Genomic DNA, 17,339 nt, shown 5'->3' with positions numbered 1-17,339 from the left:
TGGCATCAAATCAAACAACAGGTTGACTAATTCGGAGTCCCATGATGGTCAAATCGCATTCAATGCTGTCAATTTCGGCAACTTTAGGTAAATGTCCCCAATGTTGAAAACCAAATGCTTCAAAAAGTTTTAAACTGGGTTGATTGTGAGCAAAAATGAAGCATACTAGGGTCTTTAAACCCAAACTAGGGCTTTCGCTAATTGCTTGTGCTAATAGTTGTCGCCCCAAACCACACCGTTGAAAGCGAGGGGCGATATAAATACTAATTTCGGCAGTAGAACTATAGGCGGGTCGTCCATAAAAGGATTGGAAACTAAGCCATCCAGCGATTACTCCTTCTACTTCTATTACCCAAAGTGGGCGTTGTGAAGGCGATCGCCCCTTAAACCAGGGAAGGCGACTTTCCACAGATACTGGCTCTAAATCAGCAGTTGCCATGCGGCTAGGAATTGCAGCATTATAAATTGCCACAATTGCAGGCAAGTCAGTTTCAGTGGCATGGCGAATAGTCATTGCTACCGTCTCGGAAAAAATCTTGAGAAAATATTTAAAAATAATACAGCGTTACGGAAGCGGTAACACACCTTTGTATCTTAGAAGAAGTGGTAGATCCGCTTGGATAGTAGCCGCAGTTCCTCCACAGAGAAGTAAGACATTATCGGTAAGTTTGCAAGAATAGCACCAGAGGGTCGTCGATACTTTGAGGGTGAACGGTATCGACTCTGGCAAAAAGCGGGAATTTTAACAATTACGCCTAAAGGCAAACGAGGGGAAATCCTGCGAGTTGAGAATGGGAAAATTCAGGGAAGTCTTTTATCAGAGGACATTAAGGCATTCCAAATATTTGAACAAAGCTTAGAAAAATAACTAGAACAAGCTAAGACACAGAAATCACAAATTTGATAGCTTAACGTTGACTGCTAATGTTACATCTAGTATCGTTGAACGGGAAAAACCAACGTGAAAGCACAGGTATTTAGAGGCGTTAATCAACTTTCTTACGAAGATATCCCAGTTCCAACCTTAGAACCAGATGAAGTACTGGTACAGGTGCAGGTTGTGGGGTTATGTCAGTCAGATATTAAAAAAATTCGTTATCCATTGTATGAACCACCGCGCATTTTTGGACATGAAACTGCCGGCACGATCGCAGCATTAGGCAATGATGTTAAAGGTTGGCAAGTAGGACAACGAGTAGCGGTGATGCACCACATCCCCTGTATGCGTTGCGCTTACTGCCTAAATGATAATTTCTCTATGTGTGATGTTTACAAAAACATCTCCACAACCGCAGGCTTTAACGCCAGTGGTGGCGGTTTTGCTGATTATGTCAAAGTTCCCGGACATATTGTCCAAAACGGCGGGCTAATTCCCATCCCTGATAATATCAGTTTTGAAGAAGCGAGTTTTGTAGAACCGACTAACTGCTGTTTGAAGGCAGTGAAAAAAGCCCAAATTGCGCCAGGACAAACTGTATTAGTTACTGGTGCTGGGCCAATTGGGTTAATGTTTATCATGTTAGTGAAGTATTTCGGAGCAAAAGCGATCGCTACCGATTTACTACCCTCTAGAATTGAAAAAGCCTTGAGTGTCGGCGCAGAGGCGGCTTTTGATGCCCGTGATCCCGATTTAACAGCAAAAATCCATGCCCTAACTGGTGGACTGGGTGTTGATGTTAGCTTACTAGCTGTACCTAGCGAGAAAGCTTTCTTTCAAGCACTTGACTGTACCCGCAAAGGTGGGAAAATCTTGTTTTTTGCCGAATTCCCTGATGAGGTGGAAATTCCGATTAATCCCAATATCCTCTATCGTCGGGAAATTGACTTAATAGGCAGCTACAGTTCATCTTATCGACTTCAGAGTTTATCAACTGATATTGTATTTAATCAGCAAATTGACGTGCAAGCATTGATTAGCGATCGCTATCCATTAAAAGATTTATCAGCAGCTGTGGAAGTTGCGATCGCACCTACACCGGATACTTATAAAATCTTAATTTATCCCTAAAAGAAAGAGCAGGGGGATCTCTTCAATTTTGAATTGTGATCTCCCTCTGCTCCCTGATATCCTTGCTAGCCTCAAAAAAATGCTTATTACCCTAGTTGCAGTTGCTCTACTAGCTTTCTACGTCGCCTGGAATCTCGGAGCAAATGATGTCGCTAACGCGATGGGAACCTCTGTAGGTTCCAAGGCTGTTACCCTCAAACAAGCACTGATAATTGCTGGGGTTTTAGAGTTTACGGGTGCTGTGTTGTTTGGACATGAGGTAACGGAAACTCTCGCAACGAAAATTGCTAATCCTGCCTTGTTCGCTGCTACACCCCAAATATTTGTTACTGGGATGATAACGGTACTAATATCCTGTGGTGTGTGGTTACAAATTGCTACATCACGAGGTTTACCAGTCTCATCTTCTCATGCGGTTGTTGGTGCGATCGCTGGATTTAGTTGGGTAGCTTTGGGAGTAGGTGCAATTGATTGGTCATCAATTGGCTTGATCACCATTGGCTGGGTTTTAACGCCATTAATTAGTGGTGCGATCGCTGCTTTATTTTACAGTCAAATCAAGCACTGGATTTTGGATCAACCCAATCAAGCAGTGCAGTTACAAGAATGGATTCCCTGGTTGAGTGCTGCGCTGCTAGGGATATTCGGCGTAATTGTATTACCATCGCTGACTCAACCGCTAACCAATTTTGTAATTGAGCAAATTGGTTTTACAATCCCTGCTTACGACATACCGCTGTTAACCGGTGCAGTAGCAGCAGTTGGACTGACAATCATTAGTTGGCGACAATTGGGAGATTTAGGGAAAACAGAAGAGTCTATCCAATCCCCAATTTCTAATCCCGTAGAAAGATTATTCGCCCGATTCCAATTACTGAGTGCTTGCTTTGTAGCCTTTGCTCACGGTTCTAATGATGTAGGAAATGCGATCGCTCCTTTAGCTGCGATCGTCTACATCAATCGCACTGGTAGCGTACCTACAGATGGTATCACCATCCCCATTTGGATTTTAATCCTTGGTGGTGCTGGTATTGTTGGTGGTTTAGCTGTCTGGGGTAAAAAAGTCATCACCACTATTGGCGAAAATATTATTGCCTTGCAACCTAGTAGTGGATTTTGTGCCGAACTTGCTACTGCTACCACTATCCTCATTGCTTCCCGGCTAGGTTTACCAGCCTCCACCTCCCACGCTCTTGTCGGCGGTGTTGTAGGTATTGGATTAGTGCAAAATATCAAGTCGATTAAGTTTAAAACACTACAAGGCATTGCCGCCGCATGGCTAATTACAATCCCCGTGAGTGCTATCCTTAGCGTTGCCATCTTTAGCATCGCCCGGATTTTCTTTCTCTAAGAATTATTAATCTTTTCCTAACTTTTTCTTCTACTGCATCTACTCAAAGTAGAACCTAGACTGCAACAACACCAAAAAATCGTGTTTTTGCAGAACTGCTGTTCATTCATTAGAATGTTGTGCAGGGGATAACGTAACTTTGAATTTCCACAACCAGATACTTTAATCTCCATTTAGAGATATAAACTGTCACACAAGTTACATTCCACACAAATTTACAGATCATTTTGCAAGTCAGACAATTTTGTGGCGATGTCTGAAGACAAGTCGCTTTGCACCTACGCACACGCATCTGCAAGTCTTTGATAACTAATATTGGCAGCAAAGAATAAATATTTATTTGGAGTGAGATTTATTTAAAAGTAAAAATCTCATTAGCAAATAGTTGATGTAAATTAAACTGACCAAAAACAAAAAAGGTTCTATTTCAAGGGACTTACAGGTATACGGACAATCTAAAATTGAATGACAAAATACTTGTCAATGCTGAAGAAAATACTGTGTATTAAGCAGTAGCGCAAATTTAATGCTTTGCCAAGTTGTGCTCAGTATGACAGAATTGCGTTGAAATGCGGAAGTGCTGTTAGAATTTTTAATTTATCTGACAAAATACAAGAAATTAGTATGAACGCCAATAAAGTGTACCGGAAGCAGCTTTATCGTCAAGATGTTAGAGGTTAGAAGCTAATGGGGCGATTCGAGAAGCAACCAGAAAACCCGAGAGTCAGGGGCGAACTATCCAGAGCAGCAGAAAATGCTCTTTGGGCTGTAGTTGAAGATTTAGAAAATCTTCAGCAGAATGTCCTCAGAGGGTTACAAGAAGACGTAAAGCGGCTTCAGTCAGAAAAAAACCGATTATCTGATGACATTCAAAGCTTGCTAGAGGAAAAAGAGCACTTACAACAAGTGCGCCAAATTACTGAGCAGCAAGTGTTAATTCGGCAGCTTGCAGAAGTTCTAGCAAAGCATATATCTTCACAACTGCAATCCTCTCTGGCAAATTTAGCAAACCAAACCATAGAGGGTAAGTCTTATGAACAAGCCGCGCTTAAATCTGCTGAAGTAAGCAGCAATGTAGTAGGTGAAATCAATGAAAAAGTCGAACATATGTTTGACAGCTTGGATGACACCGTTACTATTACCTTTAACTCGCTGCAACAGGAACTGAAGAACTATCAAAGTAATCTTTCCCAACAGTTGTCACGGATGTACAGCCAGCAGCAGCAAGGGGAAACGATTTTGACGGAGTTTGTTAATCGCCTGCATGGAGAACTAGAAAAAACTATAGAAGAAACTTCACGTAAATCAGCAACAACAGGTACACCTACTGTTTTGCAGTTTACGGAACCAGAAAAAAACAGTTCTTTTGGGACATCCTCGCCACAAGTTGGCGAAGTAGCAAGAAATTTCTCTGAGCCAATTTCCCCGATCCCTAATAAATTTTCACCAAGGGAAACGACATCAGAGCCGACTGTTGTTACAGAAAATCCTGCGAATCTAATTTCTGCTCCCAGCAAAGACTTGTCCCAAAGGGAAACTAAATCAGAGCCGACTGTTGTCAGAGAAAACGCCGCAAACCCAATTTCTGCCCCCAGTCAAGACTTGTCCCAAAGGGAAACTAAATCAGAGCCGACTGTTGTTAGAGAAAATCCCGCGAACCCGATTTCTGTCCCTATCAAAGACTTGTCCCCAAGGGAAACTAAATCAGAGCCAAATGCTACTGTAGTTCCGCCACCAAAAGAAAACGCTACTGAACCAATTTCTGTTCTCAATAAAGATTTATCAGAAAGCGAAACTATATCAGAGCCTCCTATTGTATCTGCGCCACCGACGGAAGCAATACAACGTTTACGGAGGAGAAACGCTGCTGAACCAACTTCTGTTACCCGCAAGAACGTGTCGCAGAGCAAAGTTAAATCCCCGCCTTCTACTGCGCTAGAGCCGCAGGCGGGAGCAAAACCTCCACAATCACGATCGCGCAATTCTTCAGGTTTATCGTCGCTCCAAATCGGTTTGTTATTGATTGTCTTATCGGCAGTATTATCGTCGATTTACAACGTAGCCATTAAGATAATTTTCCACGAAGGTTCTCAGATTTTTGGAGTATTAGAGGTAGAGCGCTTGCTGCCGCCGACTTTGGGCAATACTCTGTTAATTTTGACCCTACGCTTTATGGTAGTAGTACCACTGATGGTACTGTTATCTCCAATACTGCATCCAACATTGTGGCAAGACTTAGAAAACTTGGCTAACTCAGCCCGAGGAAATCCCACAGCTGCTAATACAGCTAGCAAGCGGATTTTGCTGTATTCAATTATGAGCGGGTGCTTTTTGTTTTTGTCTCAGGTACTCATATACACTGCGATCGCTCAAGTCACAACTGGAATGGCGATCGCACTGTTCTTTATCTATCCAATGGTTAGTGGTCTATTCTCGTGGTTTTTGTTTCGTGATCGCCCTACCATATTCCGCATCGGTGCGATCGCCGCGATATGCTGCGGTGAATTGCTGGTTTTGGCAGGTTCTCCCAGCACAGGTATGGGTAATACTTCATTAGGAAGCAGTACCGCCATTCTTTCAGGGGTGGCTTTTGCTGCCTACATAATTTTGACGCGGGTTTGTGCTAGCAAACTGCATCCCGTGACTTTTACTTTAATTAACTTCGCTACCATGTTGCTGTTGAGCTTTATCTGCTTGATGCTACCTTTACCAAGCAGCTGGAACTTAGTAGTTGACCCCTCTAAGATGCTGGAACTGGTTTTAAGCGCATTTATTTTGGGTGTATTGACTCTTGCGGGCTATTTGCTAAACAATATTGGTATCAGTAAACTAGGTGCCTCACGGTCAGCGCTCATCGGTGGTAGCATCCCAGTTTTAACCGTGATTTTCGCTGGGTTAATCATTCAAGAAAATTTAGATATTGTGCAAATTTTGGGAGTGTTGTTAGTAACCTTTGGCGCGGCTGCTTTCAGTTTTGAAACAATGAAAAATCAGGTTAAACCCTCTAGTCCAACCAATTAAATGACGAGTTCAATCAGTTTAGGTGTGGTGGTAGCTACTTTACCTTCCATCACTCTCAGCACCAATCCTGACATGAATACGCTTAGTTGTAACTTCTCTCAATCACCTTGTGAGAAATAAGATCCTCGACTTCTTAGAGAAGCTAGGGATCTTATTTTTTACGAATAATTTAGGACTGCTATATAGGTGGAGATAAGCTGATGCACGCTAAAAAAGTATAAACACTCTTTACGGTGGTTAACTGTTAACTGTTGATGGTTATCAGTCATTGGTCATCAGCCTTCATGTAAATGTTCAAGTTAAATGCCTAACAGCTTAACGCTTAATAGATGAGCAAGCAGTAATCAGAATAACTAGACTTGTAATATATTTTTAGGAATTTAGCCTGATACAGGCAGGGAAAACACGTATATATAAGCAGTATGAGTAGTACCAACTCAATCAATTGAGTACGAGTACTTGCTTAAGGAGGAGATTTGCAAACAATTAAGAGCATTGCAGCACCCTTTGGAACTAGGAGATGAAAAAGTAGCAGAATGTTTAGAGTAACCCGGTTTTGAAGCGTGGTAGACTCAGTAAGTGGGTAAGAATAAATTAAACTATGTTACGGAATGTAAAATTGAGTAGATTCACTCTTACTAAGGGTTTCACGCCTATTCTAAGGTCTGAAGCCGCTTAATATAACATTTAATTATTCACGCCTATTAGCTGATTGTGTTTGCTGAGATGGTATATTTGTTTCTGTCAGTCTGTACTAGTCAATCTGGGCGATCGCCTAAATGCCTAGAGGAAGAAGGTTATATCGTAGCTTGCTGCGGATTCTCTTTCTTTTCTAGCAAAAAATTCTCTACACAATTCAAGCCAAGAAAATATATAAAACAGCGAGGGAAAAACATACTTGAAAGTAGCCAAGAAATTAGTCAAATCATGCAAACAATACCAATTCACTGGGAAAAAACATTTAAATAATCATCAAATTGAATCTAATACGTTTTATGATATTTCTGGCTAATAACTAATTATTAAGCTATTAGCATGATCAATAAAGCTTGATGGTTATAAGGTTAATTCAGACTAAGTTGGGGCTTTCTGTGCCAAATTATCAGCACAAAAAGCTAATTACGACTTAGGTTTTAGGACGAAGAATAAAAATATAATTAAACGTTGATTTAACAAGAATACAAATTATTTAAACAAGCATAATTTTTAAAGTTTAAAAAGCACAATTTATTGCAAACCAAAAAAATAATGATATGATAGGGAACGATATGTGAAACAACAGGTATTTTTGAAATTGGAATTAATTGCTCTAATTGATGTCTACTATCTTCCCTCAAGCCAACGGCTTATAGTGGCGAGACATCACTGGAGGTTGTGAACAAGATGATAGTTCGCAACGAGTCGTATGACTCAACCTCTGAATGTTTCTACACCTGGTAAGCGATTTATTTTTAGGCTATTCCCAATGCTCTCTAGCCATTTGTGTACTACAAATAATTCGTCAAAGCTGAATTAAAATCATATTTTTTGAGTAACACATATTCTAGATGAACCGCGCCAATTACTTTTTATTCCGAGTCGGCATAGTGCCATAATTAGGCGTAAGCAGCTTGATGTTGTTGCTCTTAAAAGATAAGAAAAACCCCAGAGAACTTAAAGGCTTTGTAGATTAGTTGCAACACACACAGTTGACTTTTGGGATTTAAACCGCCTTCAAGCTAAACCTGGTGATCTATGTAATTTTCCGGTCAGATACAGCGATAGTTATAGTAATAACAACTGAATCTGCCTATATACGAGAAAAATATGCGAAAATAGTAGTTTGGACTACCACCGATTTCAGAGTTATCGCATATTAATATAGTCTGAAGTAAAGACATTCTCTTCAGTCAGGGGTATACTACCTATTTTCACTCGATTAAAAGTTGTGTAAACGTGCTATTCAATTGTCTGTAATATGAGTAACGACATAGATCTGATCAAACGTCTTGACCCCAGTGCGATGGATCAGATCATGCTTTATCTGGCTTTTAGTGCCATGCGGACGAGTGGGCACAGGCATGGGGCATTTTTAGACGCAGCCGCAACAGCAGCAAAGTGTGCAATTTACATGACCTATCTGGAGCAGGGACAAAACCTGCGGATGACAGGGCATCTGCACCACCTGGAGCCGAAACGGGTAAAAATTATTGTAGAAGAAGTCAGACAGGCGCTAACAGAAGGCAAACTGTTAAAGATGCTGGGTTCTCAGGAACCGCGTTATTTGATTCAATTGCCTTATGTCTGGCTAGAAAAGTATCCTTGGCAACCGGGGCGATCGCGCGTTCCTGGTACTAGCCTCACAAGTGAAGAAAAAAAACAAATTGAGCAAAAACTTCCAAACAATCTACCTGACGCCCAGTTAGTTAGCTCTTTTGAGTTTCTGGATTTGATTGAGTTTTTGCACAGGCGATCGCAAGAAGACTTGCCCCCTGAACACCAAATGCCTTTGAGTGAAGCCTTGGGTGAGCATATCAAGCGCCGTCTGCTCTACTCAGGAACGGTAACACGCATTGATTCTCCTTGGGGAATGCCCTTCTACGCTCTTACCCGTCCTTTTTATGCTCCCGCAGACGATCAAGAACGCACTTACATCATGGTAGAAGATACCGCTCGGTATTTCCGCATGATGAAGAATTGGGCAGAACGGCGGCGAAATGCCATGCGCTTACTGGAAGAACTTGATATCCTCCCAGAAAAAATGGAGCAGGCTATGGAAGAATTGGATGAAGTTATCCGTGCTTGGGCAGATAAATATCACCAAGACGGTGGTATTGCAGTGGTTTTACAGACAGCTTTTGGCGAAAGAGAAGACTAGTCGCGCTAGGGGCTTTCAAATAAAAAAATATCCCATCCCTGCGGGACGCTACGCGTAGCAAGATCCCCAAAGGGGTACGCTTTTAGTCCAGGGTATATTTTACTTGGGGGAGGAAAATTCGTTTTGATTCCAAAAATTAGATAATTTATTTTTTGGAGTTCCACTACCCAAAATTCAAAAAGCTTACTTTATAAGCTTTTTACTGATTTTGTCCCTTGCTTAGTAGTAGGGGGATCGTTGGTCTATTTAAACTGTAATACTGTACTAGTAGTACAAAAGTCACAAGCAATTTTGTGACTTTTGTATTGTAAATATTTAGTTTGCATAATTTGCAACCAGAGGATGATTATAGCAAGTTTTATATAAATATTATTTTTGCTCAAACCGTAGTAGGATGGACATTTTAATGCCCACCCTACTAATTAACCTGTATTCTCAGTCAATTACAAAGGACTGTAATTAATTCGTCGTGCCGGGTTGCGTTGGAACAATCGGTTGCGTTGGAATAACGGGTTGTGTTGGAACAATCGGTTGTGTTGGAACAATCGGTTGTGTTGGAAATGGGGTAGTCTCTAAACTCGGAGTTGAACCCGTAGGTATTATAGTTGGTGGTGTAGACGAAGATGAAGCACCGATAACACTATCATCAGCACTGATACAAGTATCTAATGCCTGTGTAGCGGGAAAGTCGATTTGACTACGCAAGCCAACCACACACTGGCCAAAACGCACAGGCAACAAACTACGTCCACAGTAATCTAAAACTGCCGGATTAGCTTCTTCCTTAGTACTTAAGCTAACGCCAACTACACAGGTAGCTAACTCCTCAGGACGTCGGGCATTCCCACAAGTAGAAAGCGCATCTGTCGCGGCAATTTGGGTTTGCTTATCAATTTTAACCACGCAAGCAGCCAAATCCCTTGGACGCAGTGCTGCTGCACAAGCTTGTGATGCCGCTTCTGCTGTTACACCCACGCTCAAAAGGCGACCCGCACAGACACTATAATCATTGCTGTAAGAGGCAGCGATCGCTGTATTCGGTAAAATCGTTGCCAAGCATCCAGCTATAGCCACTGGTACTGTTAAAATCCTAGAGGCGGAACTGGCTTGTTTGTTCTTACCTCTATTAACCGCTTTATTGCTCATTGACGTTGCCATTCTCCAAACACCCAAAGTTATGCTAACTCAAATATTTTAAAAATCCTCTGCAATTAAAGAATTTTAGCGGTAGCAAGGTATAGACATAATTAATTATGTCGGAAATTGTGTTAATATAACTGTTTGAAAGATAAGTAGGCAACGTAAAAAGTATTTCAGAGTAAGAATACTGCGTAAACCAATCTGATGATTGAGTAGCCTACGAAACTAAATAAACACAAAAAACTTATTGGCAGGAGTACGGCGTGACAGGCCGGAATTCAGGCTTGAAAGCCAGTATGTCGGCTCTACCGACTTAAAGCAACTGGCGTAACAGTTGATGCCTCTACATTGGTAGGATACGTCATACCAAGGTAAGCATCCTCAAAGAACGAAAAATGCTCTGATTAAAAATCAGAGATATGTCAACATAGTATGTCATCATAGTATGTTTGGCTAAATATGTTTGGCTAAAGTTTAAACAGGATTAGATTAAGGAAACTCATGTCCCGATACAGAGGGCCACGCCTCAGAATTGTACGCCGCTTGGGCGATTTACCAGGATTAACTCGTAAAAGCGCTAGACGCGCTTACCCACCTGGGCAGCATGGTCAGAACCGCAAGAAGCGCTCTGAGTATGCTATCCGTCTAGAGGAAAAGCAAAAGCTCCGCTTCAACTACGGTTTGACTGAAAAGCAATTGCTGCGCTATGTGCGAAAAGCCAGACGTGTTACTGGTTCTACCGGACAAGTACTGTTGCAATTGCTAGAAATGCGCCTAGATAATACCGTTTTCCGCTTAGGTATAGCCCCGACTATCCCAGCAGCTCGTCAACTGGTAAATCACGGTCACGTAACTGTCAACGGTCGTGTGGTTAATATTGCCAGCTATCAATGCCGTCCTGGAGAAGAAATTGCCGTCAGGGATCGGGCACAATCACGGAAGTTGGTGGAAGCTAACTTACAATATCCCGGTTTGGCCAACCTCCCCAGTCATTTGGAGTTTGACAAAAATAAGTTGGTTGGTAGAGTCAACAGCGTTGTTGAGCGCGAATGGGTGGCACTACAAGTTAATGAACTACTTGTGGTGGAATACTACTCACGACAAGCTTAAACAGTTAATAGTTAGGAGTTATGAGTTATGAGTTGTAAGACAATAATTCCTAACTCCTCACTATTTTTTATCCGCCAATTTGCGACATGGTGCGAGTATATGTACCTAAAATGCCGGAATCGCGCCCTTTAAAGTTAATTTCTGGCTTGATTCCCAGTAAATGCCTTACCTGCTCTTGTAATTGAGCGGTGGTAGTGCCAGAACGTAAAGCAGTTTTTAAATCTATTTGACCAGTTTCATTCAATAAACAGGGACGCAGCCAGCCATCGGCACTCAGACGCATCCGGTTACAACGATCGCAAAAACATTCTGACATCTGACTAATAAATCCCAGTGTTCCTTTCGCACCGGGAATTTGAAAGACATCAGCAGGCCCTGCACCACGAACTTGTGAATCTGTCAAGCCCCAGCGATCGCGGATTTGTTGCCGTAAATCGGCTGAAGATACCCAACCGCGATCGCCAAATAAATGCGTATTACCAATAGGCATGAATTCAATAAATCGAACGTGCCATTGTTTGTCAATGGTCAAGGCAGCTAAATCTAGAACTTCATGGTCATTAACGCCAGGAATCACCACTACATTCAGCTTTAGGGGGTCAAATCCGACCTGATGGGCAGCTTGAATCCCATGCCAAACTTGCTGCCAACGAGAACGGCCCTGATTACCAATAATTTGATCAAAAATGTCGGGATCAAGAGAGTCCAGACTAATATTAATTCGTCGCAAACCAGCATTGTAAAGGTTTTGTGCCATCGGAGCTAGCAAAAAACCGTTGGTGGTCATTGAGAGGTCTTGAGTTTGAGGAAAAGAGGCGATCGCGCTTACCAAATCTACCACACGCGGACGCAATAAGGGTTCACCCCCAGTCAACCGAAACCGATTAAAGCCTACCGGAATAAATACCTCTTCAATTAGGGTGAGCAGTTCTTCATCAGTCAACAGCTGTTGCTTGAGGATATAATCCAGTTCTACTCCCTCTGGCATACAGTATTGACAACGAAAATTGCAGCGATCGATTAAGCTAATGCGGAGGTAGTCTACCTGGTTCATCGTTTTATTTTTATTCTCTCTGATTAATTAAAGACTTTACAAAGGTGGTTTATTTCTTCCTACTATATTTGTTGTAGCTCAAGATACCGTACTCCCCCTTAAGTGAGGGTCCACAGATTGTGGCATAATAAGCCGATCGCATCCACTCGTTAGTCATCAATCGTGCAAGACACCGACTCCATAAACGACCTTGCTGCGGCTTTACTACAGCCAGCAGATATCAGCTTTGAACTGCCCGATCCAGAAGATGAACAGATTCTAGAGTCAGATTTTCAACAGCAGCTAGAAGTAGCTTGGCAGGTATGCGATCGCTTTGATTTGCAAACTGAAATCTGGCGGGGGCGAATTTTACGGGCTATCCGCGACAGAGAGAAAGTGGGTGGTGACGGACGTGGTACTGGCTTTCTGCGATGGCTAAAAGAGCGGGAAATCAGCAAAAGTCAAGCATATTCCTGGATTCAACTGGCGAATAGTGCCGATACTCTCATCGAAGACGGTAAACTTGATCCCGGTACTGTGAACAACTTCAGCAAACGGGCATTTGTTGAAACTTCCAAAGCAGTCCCAGAAGTGCAACAGATGGTGAGTGAAGCCGCCCAAAAAGGCGATCGCATCACTAGGCGGGAAGTGCGTCAACTCAGCGATGAATGGACAGCCATGTCCTCAGATTTATTACCTGAAGCAGTCAAAGAAAAAGCAGCAGATAACACCCTTCCACCGCGCTACATTGCCCCACTGGTGAAGGAAATGGAAAAACTGCCAGAATCGCACCAAAAGTTTATCCAAAAGGAAATTGCTGCTAATCCTGATATGGATACCCTCAAACAGGTAACTACCGAAGCGCGTAACTTGGCCAAATATCTCAAAGGGGCAGCTCAAGTTCAGGCGCTAACGCAGGAAAATATTGACATTGAAACAGCCTTAGAAGAAGCGCAAAGAGTCGGCTGTTTGAGTATTGCTGCTGATTTGGTAAATCAAGCATCCCAGATTGAACAAACGATCGCTAAACTCTATATGACTTGGAAACGAATCGGTAATCTAGCAGATCGATTATATGTAGATACTGGCGCAAGTACACCCAACTTGCGATCGCTCCTCACTTGCTTGGAACCTCTAGGAGGTGAAATCATGGAATTGCAACTTAGTGGTGCGACTGAACACACTGTACGTCTGCAAATTCAGGAAACGAGTTAAAGAATAGGCATCGTCCATGGCCGCGAAGTTACGAGAATTAAACAGTCAAACGGGCGGTTAGAAACCGCGTCTATACAGACAAAACTCACCTCCGTGGGTTTCAAAACCTTAATTTTTCCTTAGTCTGCGGAGGTGAACTACACTTCTTTTTGAGAGGCTACGCCCTAAGCGTAGCTATGCCGCAGGCTTTACGGGAAGGCTTCTCTACGAGACGCTACGCGAACGCCTACGTTTGTGTAGCAGCGAATTCCATTGCCTTGGTTCTAGTTTGACTGTTTATTTAGCAGCGCAAGATGTAGCGGTGAGCGCAGAGTTATGGGGCGAGGCAGTAGGAACTTGAGCAACTAAAACCACATTCCCATTGGCATCCATAACCCATCCTTGGGCTTCCACTATTTCATTAGGTTCATTGACAGAATTAACTTTCTGTAATTTTCCTTCTGTGTTTCGCTGCGCCTTAACAGCTACTCTTTTCTGAATACCACCAGCAAGATTCTGACTCTCTGGAGAGAGTGCGATCCAATCTGCCAGCACCGCATCATCAGATATCAATGGCTGTGTAGGATCGGCTACTAGCCCTCCGCGCCCGGTAGCAATAAATGAACTCCTGGCTATTTTTCCACTAGAATAACAACCAGCAGCAATTTGCTGCGAAGCATCAACCAGATTTACCGGCAGTTCAACTAATCCTTTACTGGGGTCAACATCTGGTGAGTTGATTTGTACAGTGCCATTTAATGTAGGGTTTTGCTGAGAAAAGGCGGTGATGTCACTTGTTAGCAGTCTACTTGGATCTAGTGGCTGTTTAGGGTTCAACAGCCTTTCTACCTCTGCACGGGTGCGCGGCACAAAACCAAAGATACTCTTAGCGGTGATTGTGATTTTACCACCAGAGCCAGAGAAGCCGTTGGCGGTGATATCATTGTTTCCAAAGGGAGTGGTGACGAGGAAGCCATTAGGTGCTTTGATGGTGATATTACCACCATCTCCATCACCTATTGCATTAGTGGATATTTGACTATTGCGCCGCATCAGTAATAAGTCCCGCACGTTGAGTGTAATATTACCGCCTCGACCTGACTTACTATTGGATGTGATTTCTCCTTGGTTTTCTAACAGGATAGAGCGGGCAGTTATATTTAATGCACCTGGTGTTTGTGTGATGCTTTTATCTTCTGGGGAAATTGCATTTGCTGGAATCTCAACATTCACAACTATTGCAGCACCGTCTCTAACAATCAATTGCCCTGTAGTAATTGTCACTGTTCCAGACTTTCCAAAAGTTAGAGTCGTAGCGGACAATTCACTGGGGTTACCTGTTGCCGAAGTTCCAATTACCTCTACTGACTCGGAGGCATTCACAGTCAAATTTCCTCCTTTTCCTTCTGCTACACTAACTTGTGAGTTTGGTAATATTCTTCCCGCAGACTCTGCTGATACCTTTGCTCCCTCTTGGATACGCAATATCTTAGTATTGATTGTAATATCACCAGCATTTCCTTGATCAACAGTTGAACTAAGCAATCCAGTAATGCTATCTGGTAAGGTAACGCTACCAATTATCTCTACGGACTCGGAGGCGTTCACAATCAAATCTCCTGATCTTCCCTTACCTATAGTAGAAGTGAATACTTGTGCGCCATCCTGAACAATTAATTTTCTAGTGGTAATAGTTAAGTCTTCGCCATTTCCGTCACCTCCAGTTCGAGTTGTCAACCGCACACGAGGACCAATTAGTTCCACAGTATTGCTCTGCACTTGGATACGACCGCCGCTGCCAACTTTGCTACTAGCATCTACAGTAGATGAAATTGCAGAACCGTTATCAATTCGTTGGATTAGTCGAATGTTGTGGAAATTTTGGACACCTTCATATCCCACACTCCAGGCTTGGTCTGTTGGTTTCAGACTAACTAAACTATTACTAGCAACGCTTCCTAGCTCAATTCGTCCTGACGCTGCTGTTAAATTTCCGCCTTCTAGAGTGATGTCACCACCTACAAGTGCCAAGGTTTTACCTGGTTGCACTTGTAGACCTACGGGTTGATTGAAGCTATTAGTTGCATCATTAGGACTAGCTTGGGATTGATTACGAATAGGAGCAGCAATTGCTCCGAATTGTAAACCAGTAGGAGCACTTACTATCAGTAGTGGTGGGGTTTGGGAATCTGTGGCGCTAAATTTAGTACCATCGGCAAAGTTAAGACTACTCGCTGTACTTGCTATAAATGAACCACCAATGTTTAAAGAAGCATTGCGACCAAAAATAATCCCGTTGGGATTAATCAGAAACAGGTTGGCTTTGTTGTTAGCTTTAATAATGCCATCAATATTAGAAATAGACTTACCTGTTACTCGGCTAATGATGTTTTGAATGTTTGCCGCATTGTTAAAGTAGGCTGTATGTCCAGGAAGTACAGAAAACTGTTCAAAGCTGTGAAACAGATTTGTGCCACGAATTGCCCCACCATCAATTTGATCAGTAAGCAGATCATTGATTTGTTTGGTTGTGATAACTGAATTTTCTGCTCCTAAAGTGTCATCTTTGATAATCTGGGCCAAGGCGGAACTACCCGGGAAGGTGAGTGCTCCAGTAGTTGCTAAAGCACTCACTAATATTAACTTCCAGTACCAAATGCCTCGGCTTTGAGCTAAATAATTCACACAAAAAAAACAATTCCTTAATAAATTACTGGTCATTGCTAATTAGGTTATCTATAATTACAACTAGTAATCTATGTTTCACGCTATACAAAAAATTATAGATTTTTGTATATTTAAATAATACATATAGATGACACACCTATTTTCCAAAAATTCTAATTATGTTACATAAATATTGCTAATCTATGACATCATTATCCGTATTTATAAACTAACTACCGCTAAATTTGCCTATTGAAAACAAGGGTAAGTTTATCTAAAATTGCTAATACCAATTCTACGTAAAATCGCACTCAACTATTACTCATTTTCTCTTGCCGCGCTTGGCGGTTTGTTTAATAGTCAAGTGCATCTTCATTGCAAATTGGTATAAAAAATAATTAACCTTGCATCGTAAACTATTACTTTTATTCTCATTTGATTGAGAATAAAGATAGCCATTACGTTGACAAGAGTATAACTATTACGGACAACGAACCCAATCTTGTAGCTTCTCCGACCAACAAGTGGCTAGCAAGTTACGGTTACCTGGCATTACTTGTGACAAATCTTTAGCTTGCTGGTAAAGACCAGCATTATTAGATTCAATTTGATTAGGATCGATACTGCTCTGCAAGTCTAAGGAATTGTCTTCTGATATAGTGTTATTTTCGCTTGCAATACCCACTTCAGAGTTCTTCAGTTCTTCACTCGATTCGTTTTGAATATCGTTTGTTAACTGCTGTGTATTTTGAGAATTCATAATTTTGCTCTTCTTGCAGATTGGTAGATGTGTGAACTTATCTTGTAACGTAGTGAATTAAGCTGACTTCGATTAGTACAGCTTGGTAACAAAGGAATCAAGAATAAATAGTCTAAAACGGCACGAAAGCATTAAGTTTCTAAAGCTCTTGCGAACTCCCATAATTATGACTTCAGCTTGGCTAGTAACAATTACGCA

At 42.0% G+C, this 17,339-nt stretch carries 11 protein-coding genes; 6 read left to right on the top strand and 5 right to left on the bottom strand.

Annotation, left to right across the window (positions count from 1 at the left end):
* Positions 1–10: 10 nt before the first annotated feature.
* Complete coding sequence (locus tag H6G96_RS17655) at positions 11–514, bottom strand: GNAT family N-acetyltransferase (RefSeq protein WP_190912656.1); 504 nt, start codon at positions 512–514, stop codon at positions 11–13.
* Positions 515–961: 447 nt separating this feature from the next.
* On the opposite strand from H6G96_RS17655, the gene H6G96_RS17650 reads away from it, so the two are divergent.
* From H6G96_RS17650 to hetR, 4 genes are all read left to right on the top strand, one after another.
* Positions 962–2,008, top strand: a complete 1,047-nt coding sequence (locus H6G96_RS17650; protein ID WP_190912655.1) for an alcohol dehydrogenase catalytic domain-containing protein — start codon at positions 962–964, stop codon at positions 2,006–2,008.
* A 79-nt stretch (positions 2,009–2,087) separates the two neighbouring features.
* Positions 2,088–3,359, top strand: a complete 1,272-nt coding sequence (locus tag H6G96_RS17645) for an inorganic phosphate transporter (RefSeq protein ID WP_190912654.1) — start codon at positions 2,088–2,090, stop codon at positions 3,357–3,359.
* Between the two features lie 687 nt (positions 3,360–4,046).
* Positions 4,047–6,380, top strand: a complete 2,334-nt coding sequence (locus H6G96_RS17640; protein WP_190912653.1) for an EamA family transporter — start codon at positions 4,047–4,049, stop codon at positions 6,378–6,380.
* A 1,957-nt stretch (positions 6,381–8,337) separates the two neighbouring features.
* Positions 8,338–9,237 carry a heterocyst differentiation master regulator HetR gene (gene hetR, locus H6G96_RS17635; RefSeq protein ID WP_190729002.1) on the top strand — a complete coding sequence of 300 codons (900 nt, stop codon included), beginning with the start codon at positions 8,338–8,340 and terminating at the stop codon, positions 9,235–9,237.
* Between the two features lie 459 nt (positions 9,238–9,696).
* Here the strand turns inward: hetR and H6G96_RS17630 are convergent, their stop codons facing one another.
* Positions 9,697–10,395, bottom strand: coding sequence for a hypothetical protein (locus H6G96_RS17630; RefSeq protein WP_190912652.1), 699 nt, complete (start codon positions 10,393–10,395; stop codon positions 9,697–9,699).
* Between the two features lie 483 nt (positions 10,396–10,878).
* Here H6G96_RS17630 and rpsD point away from each other — a divergent pair, with 483 nt between their 5' ends.
* A complete protein-coding gene (gene rpsD, locus H6G96_RS17625; RefSeq protein ID WP_190912651.1) occupies positions 10,879–11,487 on the top strand; it encodes a 30S ribosomal protein S4 in 609 nt (202 codons plus the stop codon).
* A 67-nt stretch (positions 11,488–11,554) separates the two neighbouring features.
* On the opposite strand, the gene moaA is transcribed toward rpsD, so the two are convergent.
* The gene (gene moaA / locus H6G96_RS17620) at positions 11,555–12,541 is read right to left on the bottom strand and encodes a GTP 3',8-cyclase MoaA (protein WP_190912650.1); all 987 of its coding nucleotides are present in this window, start codon (positions 12,539–12,541) and stop codon (positions 11,555–11,557) included.
* Between the two features lie 162 nt (positions 12,542–12,703).
* Between moaA and H6G96_RS17615 the strand changes: the two genes are divergently transcribed.
* Complete coding sequence (locus H6G96_RS17615) at positions 12,704–13,735, top strand: hypothetical protein (protein ID WP_190912649.1); 1,032 nt, start codon at positions 12,704–12,706, stop codon at positions 13,733–13,735.
* Positions 13,736–14,011: 276 nt separating this feature from the next.
* Here H6G96_RS17615 and H6G96_RS17610 read toward each other — a convergent pair whose 3' ends face one another.
* Both H6G96_RS17610 and H6G96_RS17605 read right to left on the bottom strand, forming a co-directional pair.
* Positions 14,012–16,399 (bottom strand): filamentous hemagglutinin N-terminal domain-containing protein, encoded by a 2,388-nt coding sequence (locus H6G96_RS17610; RefSeq protein WP_347242247.1) that lies wholly within the window; start codon positions 16,397–16,399, stop codon positions 14,012–14,014.
* A 463-nt stretch (positions 16,400–16,862) separates the two neighbouring features.
* Complete coding sequence (locus tag H6G96_RS17605; protein ID WP_190912647.1) at positions 16,863–17,141, bottom strand: hypothetical protein; 279 nt, start codon at positions 17,139–17,141, stop codon at positions 16,863–16,865.
* Positions 17,142–17,339: the final 198 nt, after the last annotated feature.

This window comes from Nostoc sp. FACHB-892 (assembly GCF_014698795.1).
Lineage (GTDB): Bacteria > Cyanobacteriota > Cyanobacteriia > Cyanobacteriales > Nostocaceae > Nostoc.
Note: the sequence above shows the minus strand (reverse complement) of the source record. Positions and strands in the feature narration are given on the sequence as shown.